Genomic DNA, 13,587 nt, shown 5'->3' with positions numbered 1-13,587 from the left:
CGTTTTCGGACACTCAACTATAGTCCCCGGCGATCAGGGTTCCAGCGCGAACAAGGTGGTGCCGGTGTGCATGTCGAACGGCGCCGACCAATGCTCATGCACCACCTGCCAGTGGCCGTTGATACGCTGGTAACCGGCGGTCACCCGCATCCAGCACGCCTTCACCACACCGTCCGGCCCGGCGCCGCCACAACGCGCCAGCCAGAAGGCAAACGCACTCTCGGCGGCCGGCACAATGTGCAACTCATGAAACTCGAAAATACCCGGACCGGGGCAGACCTTCATGCACGCCTCCCAATGGGCGCGATAGGCGGCCTTGCCCTTGAATTGCAGGGCGCCTACGGCGTCGAACGAGACGATATCGTCGGCGTAGAAGCTGACAATACGCTCGATATCCTTGGCCATCACGGCTTGCTGCCATTGTTCGATCAAACGGCTGATATCGGTTTTAACCTGGGCATTCATGGCGATACTCCTCTTGGGAAAAATCACTGAAGACACCCTTAGTCGACTGGGATATCGGCGAATCGACAGCCCCGCAAAAAATAATTGCGACTACAGCAAACCCGCTAGAATCCGCGCTTCTTTGTAGGATTTCGGATGCTACGCCGATGGAAACTCGCCTCGTCGCCTATCAGACGTTGACTGCCCTGCAACAACAGCAACTTAACGCCCTTGAAGTGCATCCCGAGCAACTGGCGTTTTCCGGCGATATCTACTGTGCGCTGAACACCCTGCTGGTCAATCCGAATCCCGGCATCGCAGGCTTTGCGCTACTGGCCGACGACCTCCCCGTCGCCTTCCTGCTGCTCAAACGCCCGCCCTGCCTGCCCCATTGGGCGGATGAACACAGCGCCACGCTGCATGCGTTGCAAGTCGATCGCCATCAGCAAGGCCTGGGGTTTGGCAAAGCCTGCCTGCAAGCCCTCCCCGCCGCCGCGCGCCTGGTTTGGCCGCAGATCAAAGCGCTGGAGCTGTCGGTGGACACGGATAATGTGGCCGCGATGGGGCTGTATTTGCAGCAGGGCTGGGTGGACAGCGGGGAGGCGTATAAGGGGCGGATTGGGTATGAGCGCCGGTTGGCGTGGGTGTTTTAAACAATAAGGAGCTGGTGAAGATGCTAACAACCCTGGAACAACTCGAATCCCTCTACGGCCTGCCCCACGAGCGGGCCGTGCGCAAGGAGATCCCGTTTCTCAACGAGGATTACCAGGCCATGGTCCGCGCTTCACCCTTGGTGGTGGTGAGTTCATCCGGCCCGGACGGCATCGACGGCTCACCCCGTGGCGATGTGCCGGGGTTTGTGCGAATCATCGACGAGCGCACGCTGGCGATTCCGGATCGGCCAGGGAATAACCGCCTCGACACCCTGCGCAATCTGGTGGTGGACCCGCGTATAGCGTTGCTGTTCATCATCCCGGGCATTGGCGAGACGCTGCGGGTCAATGGCCGGGCGCAGATTTCCATCGAGCCCGAGTTGCTGGAGAGCTTTGCAGTGAATGGCAAAGCGGCCCGCTCGGTGATTCTGGTGCAGGTGGAGGCGGCGTATTTCCATTGCTCCAAAGCCTTTGTGCGTTCCGATTGCTGGAACCCGGAAAAGCATCTGGATCGCTCGGCTCTGCCCAGCGCCGGGGCCTTTCACAAGCGCTTGAATGACGGGGCGTTCGACGCCGAAGCCTATGACCGCGAGATGCCGGAGCGGGTCAAGGCCACGTTGTATTGAGAGGCGGTGGCAGGAGCGAACAGGCTCGCTCCTGCCAATGATGCGCTCAGGCGGATGCGGCGTTGATCGGGATCCAGATTTCCACGGAGCCCGTGCCTTTACCCACATCGAAGTCGGCGCTGTAGCGCTCAAAATCGGCCCCGACCACCTTGTACCCGGAGGCCGGCAGCCACTCGAACATGATGCGTTCATAGGTCTGCGCCAGCGCCTGCACCGGGCCAAAATGCGGGAACACGGCATAGCGGTGGGCCGGGATTTCAATCGACTGGAAGTTGCTCGGTACATCGCCCTTGGCCGGCACTTCAACGCCGGCCAGGTAGTCGAATTCATCGTGTTTGGCGTTGTAGCACACGCCGTAGGTCACGCCGCCGACGCGCTTTTTGATCTCTTTGAAGCAGCTGTCGAACAACTCCCACAACTTGGGAATATCGCCAATCGTGGCTTTCGAATAACGCCCTTGCACACCCGCGATCACCAGGGCCTTGCCCTCTTCCATGCGCGGCTGTAACGGCAGTTTTTTCTGTTGATCCATCTGAACAGTCTCCTTCTTATGAGGGAACAAACCCGCGTCGAGTATAGGGGCATATCCCCGTCGCACTCCAAGCAGAAATTTTTCCTGCAGCATCTGGACAATTGGCCATCATCGACCGTATTGTCTGCCCCGCAGGCCACCGCAGTGGCCGACGTCGCTCGGACGGTTCCGGGCGCTTACGTATTTCGAGGCAACCATGGCCGAACCCCGTTCGCCGCGCCGCTTTGCGCGCATAGATCGACTCCCCCCTTACGTGTTCAATATCACTGCCGAGCTGAAGATGGCTGCGCGTCGGCGCGGCGAAGACATCATCGACTTGAGCATGGGTAACCCTGACGGCGCCACGCCACCGCACATCGTGGAAAAAATGGTCACCGTCGCCCAGCGTGAAGACACCCACGGTTACTCCACCTCCAAAGGCATTCCGCGGCTGCGCCGGGCGATTTCGCGCTGGTACAAAGACCGCTATGAAGTGGATATCGACCCGGAAACCGAAGCCATCGTGACCATCGGTTCCAAGGAAGGCCTGGCGCATTTGATGCTGGCCACCCTGGACCAGGGCGACACGGTGCTGGTGCCAAACCCCAGCTACCCGATTCACATCTACGGTGCCGTGATTGCCGGCGCCCAGGTGCGTTCAGTGCCGCTGATTCCAGGCGTGGATTTCTTCGCAGAACTGGAACGCGCCATTCGTGGCTCGATTCCCAAGCCGAAGATGATGATCCTCGGCTTCCCGTCCAACCCCACCGCGCAGTGCGTGGAGCTGGACTTCTTCGAACGGGTGATCGCCCTGGCCAAGCAGTACGACGTGCTGGTGGTGCATGACCTGGCCTACGCCGACATCGTCTACGACGGCTGGAAAGCTCCGTCGATCATGCAAGTGCCGGGCGCCAAGGACATCGCGGTGGAGTTTTTCACCCTGTCCAAGAGCTACAACATGGCCGGCTGGCGCATTGGTTTCATGGTGGGCAACCCGGAACTGGTCAACGCCCTGGCGCGGATCAAGAGCTACCACGACTACGGCACCTTCACCCCGCTGCAAGTGGCGGCGATTGCGGCGCTGGAAGGCGATCAGCAGTGCGTGAAAGACATTGCCGAGCAGTACCGCCAGCGTCGCAACGTGCTGGTGAAAGGCCTGCATGAGCTGGGCTGGATGGTCGAGAACCCGAAGGCGTCGATGTACGTCTGGGCGAAGATCCCCGAGGCGTACGCCGCGATGGGGTCGCTGGAGTTTGCCAAGAAGCTGCTGCTTGAGGCGAAGGTGTGTGTGTCGCCGGGGATTGGTTTTGGTGAGTATGGCGACGATCACGTGCGCTTTGCGCTGATCGAAAACCAGGACCGGATTCGCCAGGCGGTGCGGGGCATTCGGGCGATGTTCCGGGCGGATGGGCTGGTCAAGAAAGCTGACGCCTGACCCGATGATCGTTCCCACGCTCTGCGTGGGATTGCCGTCTTGGACGCTCTGCGTCCGCTTGTGACGCGGAGCGTCACAGGATGCGTTCCCACGCGGAGCGTGGGAACGATCACTTACCGCCTAGACCACCAGCGACAGCAACATGATGAAGCCCAACGCCACCACCGACAGAATGGTCTCCATCGCCGTCCAGGTCTTGAACGTCTCGGCCACGGTCATATTGAAGTACTGCTTCACCAGCCAGAACCCCGCATCGTTGACGTGAGACAACACCAGCGAGCCCGCCCCCGTCGCCAACACCAGCAACTCGCGGTTCACCCCCGGAATCATCCCCACCACCGGCACCACAATGCCGGCGCCGGTAATGGTCGCCACCGTCGCGGAGCCCGTGGCCACACGAATCACCGCCGCCACCAGCCAGGCCAGCAGGATCGGGTTGATCTGCGCGGTCACCGCCATCTGGCCGATTACATCACCCACGCCGCTGGTCACCAGCATCTGCTTGAAGCCACCACCGGCACCGATGATCAGGATGATCGCGGCAGTGGGCGCAAGGCTCGCGTCGAGCAGCTTGAGGATTTGCTTGGAACCGATGCCCTGGCGATGGCCGAAGGTGTACAGCGACAGCAGCAAGGCCAGCAGTAACGCGGTGATCGGGTGACCGATCATGTCCATCCAGTTGCGGATCACATGGCCGTCCGGCAGGGCCACGTCGGCGAAGGTTTTCAGCAGCATCAGGAACACCGGCAGCAGCACGGTGATCAAGGTGATGCTGAAGCTCGGCAGGGTCTTGGATTCCGGTTGCTCACTGGCCAGTTGGTCCACCAGTTCCTGGGACGGGTTGCCCGGGATGTACTTGGCGATAAACGAACCGTAAAGCGGGCCGGCGATGATGGCCGTAGGCAGCGCGACAATCAGGCCGTAGAGAATGGTCTTGCCGATGTCAGCCCCAAACACGCCAATTGCCAGCAACGGGCCCGGGTGCGGAGGCACCAGGCCGTGCACTGCCGACAGGCCAGCCAGCAGCGGGATGCCGATCTTGATCAGCGACACGCCCGTACGGCGCGCAACGATAAACACCAGCGGGATCAGCAATACAAAACCGATCTCGAAGAACAGCGGAATGCCCACCAGAAACGCGGCGAACATCATTGCCCACTGCACCTTCTCCTTGCCGAAGGCCCGCACCAGGGTTTGCGCGATCTGATCGGCACCGCCGGAATCGGCCATCATCTTGCCGAGCATCGTACCCAGCGCGAGGATAATCCCGACAAAGCCGAGCACCCCGCCGAAGCCGTCCTGGAAGGCCTTGATGATCTTGTCCACGGGCATGCCCGAGGTCAGGCCGAGAAAGCCTGCGGCGATGATCAACGCAATGAACGGGTGGACTTTGAACCGGGTGATCAACACGATCAGGCCGATGATGGTCACCACTGCATCGAGCAGCAGATAGGTATCGTGGGACAAGCCAAACATGGGGGTCTCTCCTGTTTGTTGTTGTTATTAAAGCCGGTAAAAAATTCAGTGCAGGCGGACAGCGCTATCTTGTCCGGCAAAAAATTATTTGTTTGGTTCAAAGCCGTGTTTCAGCCACCAGGCATTGGTTTGCTCAGCCAGTTCTTCAACGCTGTCTTCACTGGCGTTCAGCGCCAGGGTCAACGGCTCGCCCACCGGCGATTCAAGGGTGGCGAACTGGCTGTCTATGAGGCTGGCCGGCATGAAATGGCCGGGGCGATGGGACACGCGGTCGGCGGCGACTTCGCGGGTCAGCTCCAGAAACACAAACCCCAGGCCCGGCGCGGCTTCACGCAGGTGGTCGCGGTATTTCTTTTTCAGGGCCGAACAGGTGAGCACGGGATGCTCGCCGGCCTTGAGCGAGCGGCGCAGTTCATCGCACAGGATGTCGAGCCAGCCGGCGCGGTCTTCGTCGTTAAGGGGATGGCCGGCGCTCATCTTCTCGATGTTCGCGGCGGGGTGAAAGCTGTCGCCTTCGATGGCGGTGGCGCCGTTCAGCAAGCACAGGGCCTCGCTGACGCTGGACTTGCCACAGCCGGAAACACCCATGATCACGAGGGCAGTAACAGGTTGACTCATGAAACACCTCAAGACGCAGATAGCGCTACCTTTGCACGCTGTAAGGCTAGTGCAAAAACAGGCTTTTCCCGCGCCGTCTTGTCATTTTTATGGAGTGACGCGTGCATCTGCTCCAAAGGTTTGAACGGGAACAGGCATCCCGACGTTCAAGAATTTGCAGGGTCTTGGAGACAGCGCTACCTTAGTGCCTCGATTTTTGTTTGGCAAGCCGCCTGATGACTCCCAAGAACGATAAAAATACCCGCACCACGGGCCGCCCTACCCTCAATGAAGTGGCCCGCCTGGCTGGCGTCAGCCCGATTACCGCCTCCCGGGCCTTGCGCGGCATCAGCACCGTGGCCACCGAGCTGGTGGAAAAAGTGCAAAAAGCCGCTGCCGAACTGAGTTACGTGGTCAACCCGGCCGCCCGTGCCCTGGCGTCGGCCCAGAGCCAGTCGGTGGTGGTGTTGGTGCCGTCGCTGTCCAACCTGCTGTTTATCGAAACCCTCGAAGCCATCCACCAAGTGCTGCGGCCCAAGGGCTTTGAAGTGCTGATCGGCAACACCCACTATTCCCGCGACGAAGAAGAAGACCTGCTGCGCAACTACATGGCCTACCAGCCACGGGGTTTACTGCTGACCGGGTTTGACCGTACGGAAAGTGCGCGGCGCATGGTGGAATCGAGCAACGTGCCGTGTGTGTACATGATGGATTTGGACCCGAATGCCGGCCTCAACTGTGTAGGCTTCTCGCAGATGAACGCCGGGGAAACGGCGGCCGCGCATCTGATCTCACGGGGTCGCAAGCGCTTGGCCTACATCGGCGCGCAACTGGACCAGCGCACGTTGTTGCGCGGTGAGGGTTTTCGGCGCGCTCTGCAACAGGCGGGGTTGTATGACCCGGCGCTGGAAGTGCTGACGCCACGCCCGTCGTCGGTGGGCCTGGGTGGTGAGCTGTTCCTGCAACTGCTGGCCAGCCATCCGGATGTGGACGCGATCTTCTTTGGCAACGACGACCTGGCTCAGGGCGCGTTGCTGGAGGCGTTGCGCCATGGCATCAAGGTGCCGCAGCAGATCTCGGTGCTGGGCTTCAACGACCTGCCCTCGTCCTCGTTCATGGTGCCGCGGTTGAGCAGCATCAGCACGCCACGGGAAGCCATTGGCCGACGCGCCGCTGAACATCTGCTGACGGTGATGGCCGGCAACAAGATCGCCCGGCCAGTGGTGGACATGGGGTTTGAGTTGAAGGTGCGCGAGAGTACCTAGGCGGCAGCTGTAGGAAGTGACTGGTGTTGATGCCGGCGCCTTGCTCCGTTGCCTACAGGTACGTCAGAATCCGCCGGCTTGTGCGCCTGGGTAGGGCTCTCTAAGGTTGCCCGGTCGCTGAATTTCTCAGTGATCGGGTTTAGTAGCCCGAACTGGTTCACTCTTAGTGCATGAGCTTCATCTGTCAGACGATTTTGTCTGTGCTTGATGGCGGCTGTGCGTAGGGCACCTTCGGGTGCGCCGGCTATGAGTGTCCACCGGTCTACTAACCTGCGCGCAGCTGCCTCCTTTTCGTTTAGTAGCGATGTGGGGGTGGCCTAATACAGGGCACTTACTATGTTCAAAGCAACTCCAAATCCCCCCGCCTTATTCACCGTCAGCCCCGACGCCAACAGCGAAAGCCTGATCGCCAACAGCTACGAGACGTTTTCCTCGGTCAGCACGTTATTGCTCGACCTGTCTGATGAACTCACCGGCAAAGACCGCGACACCGCATTGGCGATTCACCAGTTGAGTGAGTTGGGCGTATTGCTGATGGGCAAGTTGATGGACCAGGAATCACCACTCTGCTAAGGGCCCAGACGCGGTCAATGTGGGAGCTGGCTTGCCTGCGATAGCATCACCTCGGTATGCCTGATACACCGAGGTGCCTGCATCGCAGGCAAGCCAGCTCCCACATTTTTAGTCGTCGTTGGCCCATGCCCCTGCTAAATTGCCCCCTGCCTTCTCACCCTCGTCAGGAAAGCACCATGGGCCATTCGCTGAAAATCCTGGGTCGCACCTCCTCCATCAACGTGCGAAAAGTCCTGTGGACCTGCCAGGAACTGGATATCCCCTACGACCGCGAAGACTGGGGCATCGGCTTCACGCCCACCCAGTCCCCCGAATTCCTGGCCCTGAACCCCAACGCCCAAGTCCCGGTACTCGTGGACGACAACGGCGTGCTGTGGGAATCCAACACCCTCTGCCGCTACCTCGTGGGCCTGCACCAACGCCACGACCTGTTGCCCGTCGAGCCGGCGGCCCGGGCCAGGGTCGAGCAATGGATGGACTGGCAAGCCACCGAACTCAACCCGTCGTGGGGCTACGCCTTCCACGCCCTGGTGCGCAAGAACCCGGACTACCAGGACCCGCAACGCATCAAAGCCGGGGTAAAAAGCTGGAACGACAAGATGGGCCTACTGGAACAGCAACTGATCAAAACCGGAGCCTATGTGGCCGGTAACGATTTCACCCTGGCCGACATCCTCATCGGCCTGTCGGTACACCGCTGGCGGATGACGCCCATGGAGCGTCCGTCCTACCCGGCCGTCAGCGCCTACTACGAAACCCTCAGCCAGCGCCCCGGCTTCAAGACCTTCGCCCTCGACGGTCATAACTAAAAACAAGGACCACACAATGAACGGACTCAACGTACTACTCACCGGCGCCTGCGGCCGCATTGGCAAGACGTTTTTCGAAGCCTCGAAAGACCGCTACCGCTTCACCCTCACCGACCGCATCGAGCCGGATTTCGCCCTCGGCGAACACCGTTTCATCCACGCCGACCTGAGCGACAAAAGCGCCCTCGCCGCCCTGCTCGACGGGATTGACGTGATCGTGCACCTGTCCGGCATCCCCCACGCCAGCGCCACCTTCGACGAGTTGCTGCCCAACAACATCCTGGCCACTACCTACCTGTTCGAAGCCGCCGTGGCCGCGGGTGTGAAACGCCTGGTGTTCGCCAGCAGCGCCCAGACCATCGAAGGCTACCCGGTCGACCGGCAAATCACCCCCGGCATGCAGGTGATGCCCGCCAACCTGTACGGCGTGAGCAAATGCTACGGCGAAGCCCTGTGCGGTTTTTACGCCGCCAAAACCCCGCTCTCCACCATCGCCCTGCGTATTGGTGCATTCGAATTCCCGGAAGCCCCCGACCTGAACAACGCCCGCGACCTCAGCGCCTGGCTCAGCCCCCGCGACGCCGTACAACTGCTGCAACGCTCGGTGGAAACCATCGGGGTGAAACACCTGATCGCCCACGGCATTTCCAATAACCGCTTCAAACGCCTGGACCTGAGCGAAACAACCCGGGTGTTAGGCTATCGCCCCGTGGATGACAGCTTCCAGGCGTTTGATATACCCATTACTTACTAAGCGGGGTAACAAAAAAAGTGGTTTGTCTACTGTGATAACTGACAGTAGACAACTTAGGCCGCCTGGAACTTAATCAGATCTCCTGTTGTTACCCACAAACAAGGAGTTCGATATGACAACTGATACGATTGCTGGTGAAAAAGACATCAAGGCATCCGAGGGGCGCCTAGTGGCCACTGAAGCCTATGAAGGCCCCTTCGACACTCGCGTGGTCAGCTATCGAGAGTGGTCCACCGGCACCCGGCTTATCAACCTTGAAGGCAAGGAAATCATTAACCCCCAAGAATCCCGCGGCATTAAAATCGCCTTTTCCAATAACTTCAAGACTGGGGTACACAAAGTCCCCCAAGACGCTTTTCCGGTTTTCGCCGAGTTGACTTATTTCCGCGACGTAGGCGATCGCAGAACTCAATTTGCAGCCAATAGGGGATCGTTTGAGTTGGTAACTTATGACCGGGAAAAAGCCTCGGCTTCAGGCACCTTCGATTTTGTCGCTGTAGTAGACGGTGCTGAGCATTCATTCAAAGGGCACTTCTCCATTCGATACGTTCAGGAATGACAAAAGCTGAATGCCTTGGAGATTGAAATAGCTGAGCGAGCCCTCGAGCCATAAAAACTCGCAATACAAGCGCCACAAGCAATGATTCAACAAATAAGCCGATGACTCGCTCAATTTTCGCAAGCACTGATTTCCGATAGCAGGCTAAGATTCCAAGTCATTGCCCTTGGAACTTCCCCCATGCCTTCTTCCCCTCACGCAGACGGCATCGACCCGATCCGCGCCGCGCATATCAGTGCGCGCATCGATCGGTTGCCCGCCGTCGCCACCGTTTGGCGCCTGGTGGCGCTGCTGTCGATTGGCGGTTTTTTCGAGCTGTATGACCTGTTCCAGACCGCCTACATCAGCCCCGGCCTGATCAGTGACGGGATTTTCCATACCGGCAGCCAGGGCGTGTTCGGCTTCTCCGACCAGGCGGCCTTTGCCTCGGCGACCTTCCTCGGCCTGTTCCTCGGCGCCAGCCTGCTCAGCCCGATTGCCGACCGCTACGGGCGCCGCGCGATCTTCACCTTTGCGTTGATCTGGTACACCGTCGCCACGGTGCTGATGGGCATCCAGACCTCCGCCCTGGGCATCATCTGCATGCGCTTTTTGGTGGGCATTGGTTTGGGGATCGAGCTGGTCACTATCGACGCCTACCTCTCGGAGCTGGTGCCCAAGCGCATGCGCAGTTCGGCGTTTGCCTTCGCATTTTTCATCCAGTTCCTGTCGGTGCCGGCGGTGGCGTTGATGTCGTGGTGGCTGGTGCCCCAGGCGCCGTTCGGGATTTCCGGCTGGCGCTGGGTGGTGCTGAGCAGTGCGGTGTTTGCGCTGTTTATCTGGCAACTGCGCAAGCGCCTGCCGGAATCGCCACGCTGGCTTGCACAAAAAGGCCGTTTCGACGAGGCCGGGCAGATCATGGACAGCCTCGAAGCGCGCTGCCAGAAAGACCACGGCAAGCCACTCGATGAGCCGGAACCGCAAGCCGTCAGCGTGCAGGGCCAAGGGCGCTTTGCCGATATCTGGCAACCGCCGTACCGGCGCCGGGCGTTGATGCTGATTGTGTTTCACGTGTTCCAGGCCATCGGATTTTTCGGCTTCGGCAACTGGCTGCCGGCGCTGCTCTCAGGCCAGGGCGTGAGTGTTACTCACAGCTTGGGTTATGCCTTCATCATCACCCTCGCCTACCCGCTGGGGCCGCTGCTGTTTGTGAAGGTGGCGAACCGGTTTGAGAACAAATGGCAGATCGTCGGCTCGGCCCTGGGGGCGGTGATCTTTGGCAGTTTGTTCGCGCTGCAAACCACCGCCGTGGGGCTGGTGATCTGCGGCGTGATGATCACCTTCTGCAACGCCTGGCTGAGTTTCAGTTATCACTCCTACCAGAGCGAATTGTTCCCCACCAATATCCGCGCACGGGCGGTCGGCTTTTGCTATTCGTTCAGCCGGTTGTCCACGGTGTTCAGCAGTTTGTTGATCGGCGTGATTCTCGAACACCTCGGCACGCCGGGCGTGTTGGCGTTTATCGCCAGCAGCATGTTGATCGTGATGATCACCATCAGCTGGTTCGGCCCGCGCACCCGCAACCTGGCGCTGGAGAACATTGCCCACTAGCGGCAAACCCTGGCCGTCGGCACGCCAAGGCTTGCCGACGGTGGCGGCCAAAAGCCCCGTAAACACGGGGCCACACCATTGGGCACGCTAATTGCTCCTCCTGTGGCACCGCCCACATCCACAGGTGTCCTGATCATGCTGATCAACAACAATCCCCAGGCTCAGTCGACGATCCAACGCATCAAGCGCGCAGACATGGACCCGGCCAACGCCGCGGCCAGCGCGCTGTACAGCGGTGCCGCGCAAAACGCGCAAGGTGCCGCCGGCGTGTCCACCACCCAGGCCGCCGCCGATGCCAAGGCTGACAACATCGATGCGGCCTTTGCCAAGACCCGCGTGCAGTTGCAGGCCACCACCGCGACCACGTCGAGCACTGATGTGCCCAAGACCGACTCCACCACATCGGCCCGCAGTGACTTCACCGACTACATGAAGAAAAGCCCGGCCGAGCGCATCCGCGAGCAACTGCTCAAGGAACAGGGTTTGACCGAAGAAGATGTGAAGAACCTGCCGCAGGAAAAGCAGGACGCCATTTCCAAAGAAGTGGCCGCACGCCTGAAGGACCAGCAGGCGCAGCAGGTAGCGGCGAAAACCGCTGACCCGCAGGCGCAGACGGTGAAAGAGACCCTGGCTGCAATCTAAGCCCTGACAATACAAACCCTGTGGTCAGGGAGCTTGCTGTGGCTAGGGAGCTGCTGTGGCGAGGGAGCTTGCTCCCGCTGGGCTGCGAAGCGGCCCCAAAATCCTGGGAGCGCTGCGCACTCCAGCGGGAGCAAGCTCCCTCGCCACAGCAGCTCACTCGCCACAGGTTATTTCTCGGCCATAACGGTGTGTTACTGCAACTGCAGTGTCGAGTTGAACTGACTGATCGCATCCACCACATGCCGTGACCCTTCCTGAATCTCCAGGATCACCTGCCCCGCCTCATTCGCCAGCTCCACCCCAAGCCCCGTGCGGCTCAAGCTCGACTGCATGCTCGACACCGCGCTGATCGACAGGTCGTGGTTCTTGCGCACCACGTCCACAATCTCGATCGTCGCCTGGCTGGTTCGCGCCGCAAGGCTGCGCACCTCATCCGCCACCACCGCAAACCCGCGCCCATGTTCACCCGCCCGGGCCGCTTCGATCGCCGCGTTGAGCGCCAGCAGGTTGGTCTGGTCGGCAATGCCGCGGATGGTCTGGACGATACTGCCGATGATGTCCGACTGCTTGCTCACCGCATCGATGCTCACGGCGGCCTCATTCAGGTCTCGAGAAATTTCTTCGATGATCTGCACGGTCTGCTGCACCACTTCCGACCCCTTGCGGGCGCAGGCGTCGTTCTGCACCGAGGTGGCGTGGGCCGAGTCGGCGGCGGTGCGCAAGGTGGTGACCTGCTCGGTGATGTCACTGGCGAACTTCACCACTTTGTACAGGCGCCCGCTGGCATCGAAGATCGGGTTGTAGGAGGCTTCCAGGAACAGCGTTTGGCCGAATTTGTCTTTGCGCTCAAACCGATGGGAGTGATATTCGCCGCGATTGAGCGAAGCCCAGAATGCCTTGTAGGCCGGCGAATCGGTCTCACCGCGATGACAAAACATACTGTGGTGCTGGCCCACGATTTCACCGAGGGAATACTTCACTGTCTTCAGGAAGTTGTCGTTGGCATTCAGAATCTGGCCTTGCGGAGTGAATTCAATCACCGCCATGGAGCGGCCGATGGCGTCGATCAGGCTCTGGTTTTCATGCTCGCGGTGAATCCGCGCCGAGATGTCCGAGGCCACCTTGATCACGCTCTGCACCTGGTTGTCGGAATCGACCACCGGCATGTAGCTGGCTTCCAGCCACACCTCCTGGCCATGTTTATTCAGCCGCATGAAGGTGCCGCTGAGGGGCTCGCCCCGCGCCAGGTCGCGCCAGAGCTTGGCGTAGGCGTCGGTATGGGTGTAGGCCTCTTCGCAGAAAATCCGGTGATGCTTGCCGCGAATCTCTTCGGCACTGTAGCCCATGGTCTTGCAGAAATTTTCATTGGCATCCAGCACGATGCCGTTGCGATCAAACTCGATCATTGCCATGGAACGGCTGATGGCGGCCAATTTGGCCTTGGCTTCGGTAAGGGCACAGGAGAAACGTTCGATTTCCAGCAGGTCGGATTTGTGTTGGCGGTTGAACATGACAGATCACCCTTTATTTTACCGACGCCCACGCGGGCGGATTCCATTCACGGTTTGAATCTTGATCTCAGACCTTTATGGGGAAAACCATCCGAAACGCTTTATATGCCATGCGTCATCAACGGTTCTGAGTGAGCATAGA

Annotated in this window: 15 protein-coding genes; 10 read left to right on the top strand and 5 right to left on the bottom strand. The window is 60.0% G+C overall.

Going from position 1 to position 13,587, the window contains the following annotated elements:
- Positions 1-33 precede the first annotated feature (33 nt).
- Positions 34-465, bottom strand: coding sequence for a nuclear transport factor 2 family protein (locus LIY45_RS20645; protein ID WP_017475947.1), 432 nt, complete (start codon positions 463-465; stop codon positions 34-36).
- A 146-nt stretch (positions 466-611) separates the two neighbouring features.
- Here LIY45_RS20645 and LIY45_RS20640 point away from each other — a divergent pair, with 146 nt between their 5' ends.
- Together LIY45_RS20640 and LIY45_RS20635 are read left to right on the top strand one after the other, a co-directional pair.
- Positions 612-1,097, top strand: a complete 486-nt coding sequence (locus tag LIY45_RS20640) for a GNAT family N-acetyltransferase (protein ID WP_017475948.1) — start codon at positions 612-614, stop codon at positions 1,095-1,097.
- Between the two features lie 20 nt (positions 1,098-1,117).
- A complete protein-coding gene (locus tag LIY45_RS20635) occupies positions 1,118-1,723 on the top strand; it encodes a pyridoxamine 5'-phosphate oxidase family protein (protein WP_063027754.1) in 606 nt (201 codons plus the stop codon).
- A gap of 46 nt (positions 1,724-1,769) precedes the next feature.
- Here the strand turns inward: LIY45_RS20635 and LIY45_RS20630 are convergent, their stop codons facing one another.
- A complete protein-coding gene (locus LIY45_RS20630; protein ID WP_226477421.1) occupies positions 1,770-2,255 on the bottom strand; it encodes a GyrI-like domain-containing protein in 486 nt (161 codons plus the stop codon).
- Positions 2,256-2,451: 196 nt separating this feature from the next.
- Here LIY45_RS20630 and alaC point away from each other — a divergent pair, with 196 nt between their 5' ends.
- Positions 2,452-3,669, top strand: coding sequence for an alanine transaminase (alaC, locus tag LIY45_RS20625; protein WP_003213096.1), 1,218 nt, complete (start codon positions 2,452-2,454; stop codon positions 3,667-3,669).
- 120 nt (positions 3,670-3,789) lie between these two features.
- Here the strand turns inward: alaC and LIY45_RS20620 are convergent, their stop codons facing one another.
- Together LIY45_RS20620 and LIY45_RS20615 are read right to left on the bottom strand one after the other, a co-directional pair.
- A complete protein-coding gene (locus LIY45_RS20620; RefSeq protein WP_017475952.1) occupies positions 3,790-5,145 on the bottom strand; it encodes a GntP family permease in 1,356 nt (451 codons plus the stop codon).
- Between the two features lie 84 nt (positions 5,146-5,229).
- On the bottom strand, positions 5,230-5,763 hold the full coding sequence (locus LIY45_RS20615; protein ID WP_017475953.1) for a gluconokinase: 534 nt from the start codon (positions 5,761-5,763) through the stop codon (positions 5,230-5,232).
- Positions 5,764-5,975: 212 nt separating this feature from the next.
- On the opposite strand from LIY45_RS20615, the gene LIY45_RS20610 reads away from it, so the two are divergent.
- The 7 genes from LIY45_RS20610 (at position 5,976) to LIY45_RS20580 (ending at position 11,934) form a co-directional block, all read left to right on the top strand.
- Positions 5,976-7,007, top strand: a complete 1,032-nt coding sequence (locus tag LIY45_RS20610) for a LacI family DNA-binding transcriptional regulator (protein ID WP_177325501.1) — start codon at positions 5,976-5,978, stop codon at positions 7,005-7,007.
- 336 nt (positions 7,008-7,343) lie between these two features.
- A complete protein-coding gene (locus LIY45_RS20605; protein ID WP_226477420.1) occupies positions 7,344-7,580 on the top strand; it encodes a DUF6124 family protein in 237 nt (78 codons plus the stop codon).
- Positions 7,581-7,756: 176 nt separating this feature from the next.
- Positions 7,757-8,389, top strand: coding sequence for a glutathione S-transferase (locus LIY45_RS20600; RefSeq protein WP_226477419.1), 633 nt, complete (start codon positions 7,757-7,759; stop codon positions 8,387-8,389).
- 16 nt (positions 8,390-8,405) lie between these two features.
- Positions 8,406-9,143, top strand: coding sequence for an NAD(P)-dependent oxidoreductase (locus LIY45_RS20595; RefSeq protein ID WP_226477418.1), 738 nt, complete (start codon positions 8,406-8,408; stop codon positions 9,141-9,143).
- A gap of 112 nt (positions 9,144-9,255) precedes the next feature.
- Complete coding sequence (locus tag LIY45_RS20590; RefSeq protein ID WP_226477417.1) at positions 9,256-9,702, top strand: hypothetical protein; 447 nt, start codon at positions 9,256-9,258, stop codon at positions 9,700-9,702.
- Between the two features lie 180 nt (positions 9,703-9,882).
- Positions 9,883-11,292, top strand: coding sequence for an MFS transporter (locus tag LIY45_RS20585; protein ID WP_226477416.1), 1,410 nt, complete (start codon positions 9,883-9,885; stop codon positions 11,290-11,292).
- A 135-nt stretch (positions 11,293-11,427) separates the two neighbouring features.
- On the top strand, positions 11,428-11,934 hold the full coding sequence (locus LIY45_RS20580) for a hypothetical protein (RefSeq protein WP_063027741.1): 507 nt from the start codon (positions 11,428-11,430) through the stop codon (positions 11,932-11,934).
- 191 nt (positions 11,935-12,125) lie between these two features.
- Here the strand turns inward: LIY45_RS20580 and LIY45_RS30775 are convergent, their stop codons facing one another.
- Positions 12,126-13,445: a PAS domain-containing methyl-accepting chemotaxis protein gene (locus LIY45_RS30775; RefSeq protein WP_017475960.1), complete on the bottom strand. Its 1,320-nt coding sequence runs from the start codon at positions 13,443-13,445 to the stop codon at positions 12,126-12,128.
- Between the last annotated feature and the right edge of the window lie 142 nt (positions 13,446-13,587).

The sequence above is a fragment of the Pseudomonas sp. MWU16-30323 genome, assembly GCF_020515595.1.
GTDB lineage: Bacteria > Pseudomonadota > Gammaproteobacteria > Pseudomonadales > Pseudomonadaceae > Aquipseudomonas > Aquipseudomonas yamanorum.
The sequence above is the reverse complement of the archived record's forward strand: the minus strand, read 5'-3'. Positions and strand labels throughout refer to the sequence as shown.

Excerpts from the sequence above, each read along its gene's own strand:
- LIY45_RS20645 (WP_017475947.1), bottom strand. The coding sequence starts at position 465 with ATGAATGCCCAGGTTAAAACCGATATCAGCCGTTTGATCGAACAATGG.
- LIY45_RS30775 (WP_017475960.1), bottom strand. The coding sequence starts at position 13,445 with ATGTTCAACCGCCAACACAAATCCGACCTGCTGGAAATCGAACGTTTC.
- LIY45_RS20585 (WP_226477416.1), top strand. The coding sequence starts at position 9,883 with ATGCCTTCTTCCCCTCACGCAGACGGCATCGACCCGATCCGCGCCGCG.
- LIY45_RS20635 (WP_063027754.1), top strand. The coding sequence starts at position 1,118 with ATGCTAACAACCCTGGAACAACTCGAATCCCTCTACGGCCTGCCCCAC.
- LIY45_RS20595 (WP_226477418.1), top strand. The coding sequence starts at position 8,406 with ATGAACGGACTCAACGTACTACTCACCGGCGCCTGCGGCCGCATTGGC.
- LIY45_RS20590 (WP_226477417.1), top strand. The coding sequence starts at position 9,256 with ATGACAACTGATACGATTGCTGGTGAAAAAGACATCAAGGCATCCGAG.
- LIY45_RS20615 (WP_017475953.1), bottom strand. The coding sequence starts at position 5,763 with ATGAGTCAACCTGTTACTGCCCTCGTGATCATGGGTGTTTCCGGCTGT.
- alaC (WP_003213096.1), top strand. The coding sequence starts at position 2,452 with ATGGCCGAACCCCGTTCGCCGCGCCGCTTTGCGCGCATAGATCGACTC.
- LIY45_RS20630 (WP_226477421.1), bottom strand. The coding sequence starts at position 2,255 with ATGGATCAACAGAAAAAACTGCCGTTACAGCCGCGCATGGAAGAGGGC.
- LIY45_RS20640 (WP_017475948.1), top strand. The coding sequence starts at position 612 with ATGGAAACTCGCCTCGTCGCCTATCAGACGTTGACTGCCCTGCAACAA.
- LIY45_RS20605 (WP_226477420.1), top strand. The coding sequence starts at position 7,344 with ATGTTCAAAGCAACTCCAAATCCCCCCGCCTTATTCACCGTCAGCCCC.
- LIY45_RS20580 (WP_063027741.1), top strand. The coding sequence starts at position 11,428 with ATGCTGATCAACAACAATCCCCAGGCTCAGTCGACGATCCAACGCATC.
- LIY45_RS20620 (WP_017475952.1), bottom strand. The coding sequence starts at position 5,145 with ATGTTTGGCTTGTCCCACGATACCTATCTGCTGCTCGATGCAGTGGTG.
- LIY45_RS20600 (WP_226477419.1), top strand. The coding sequence starts at position 7,757 with ATGGGCCATTCGCTGAAAATCCTGGGTCGCACCTCCTCCATCAACGTG.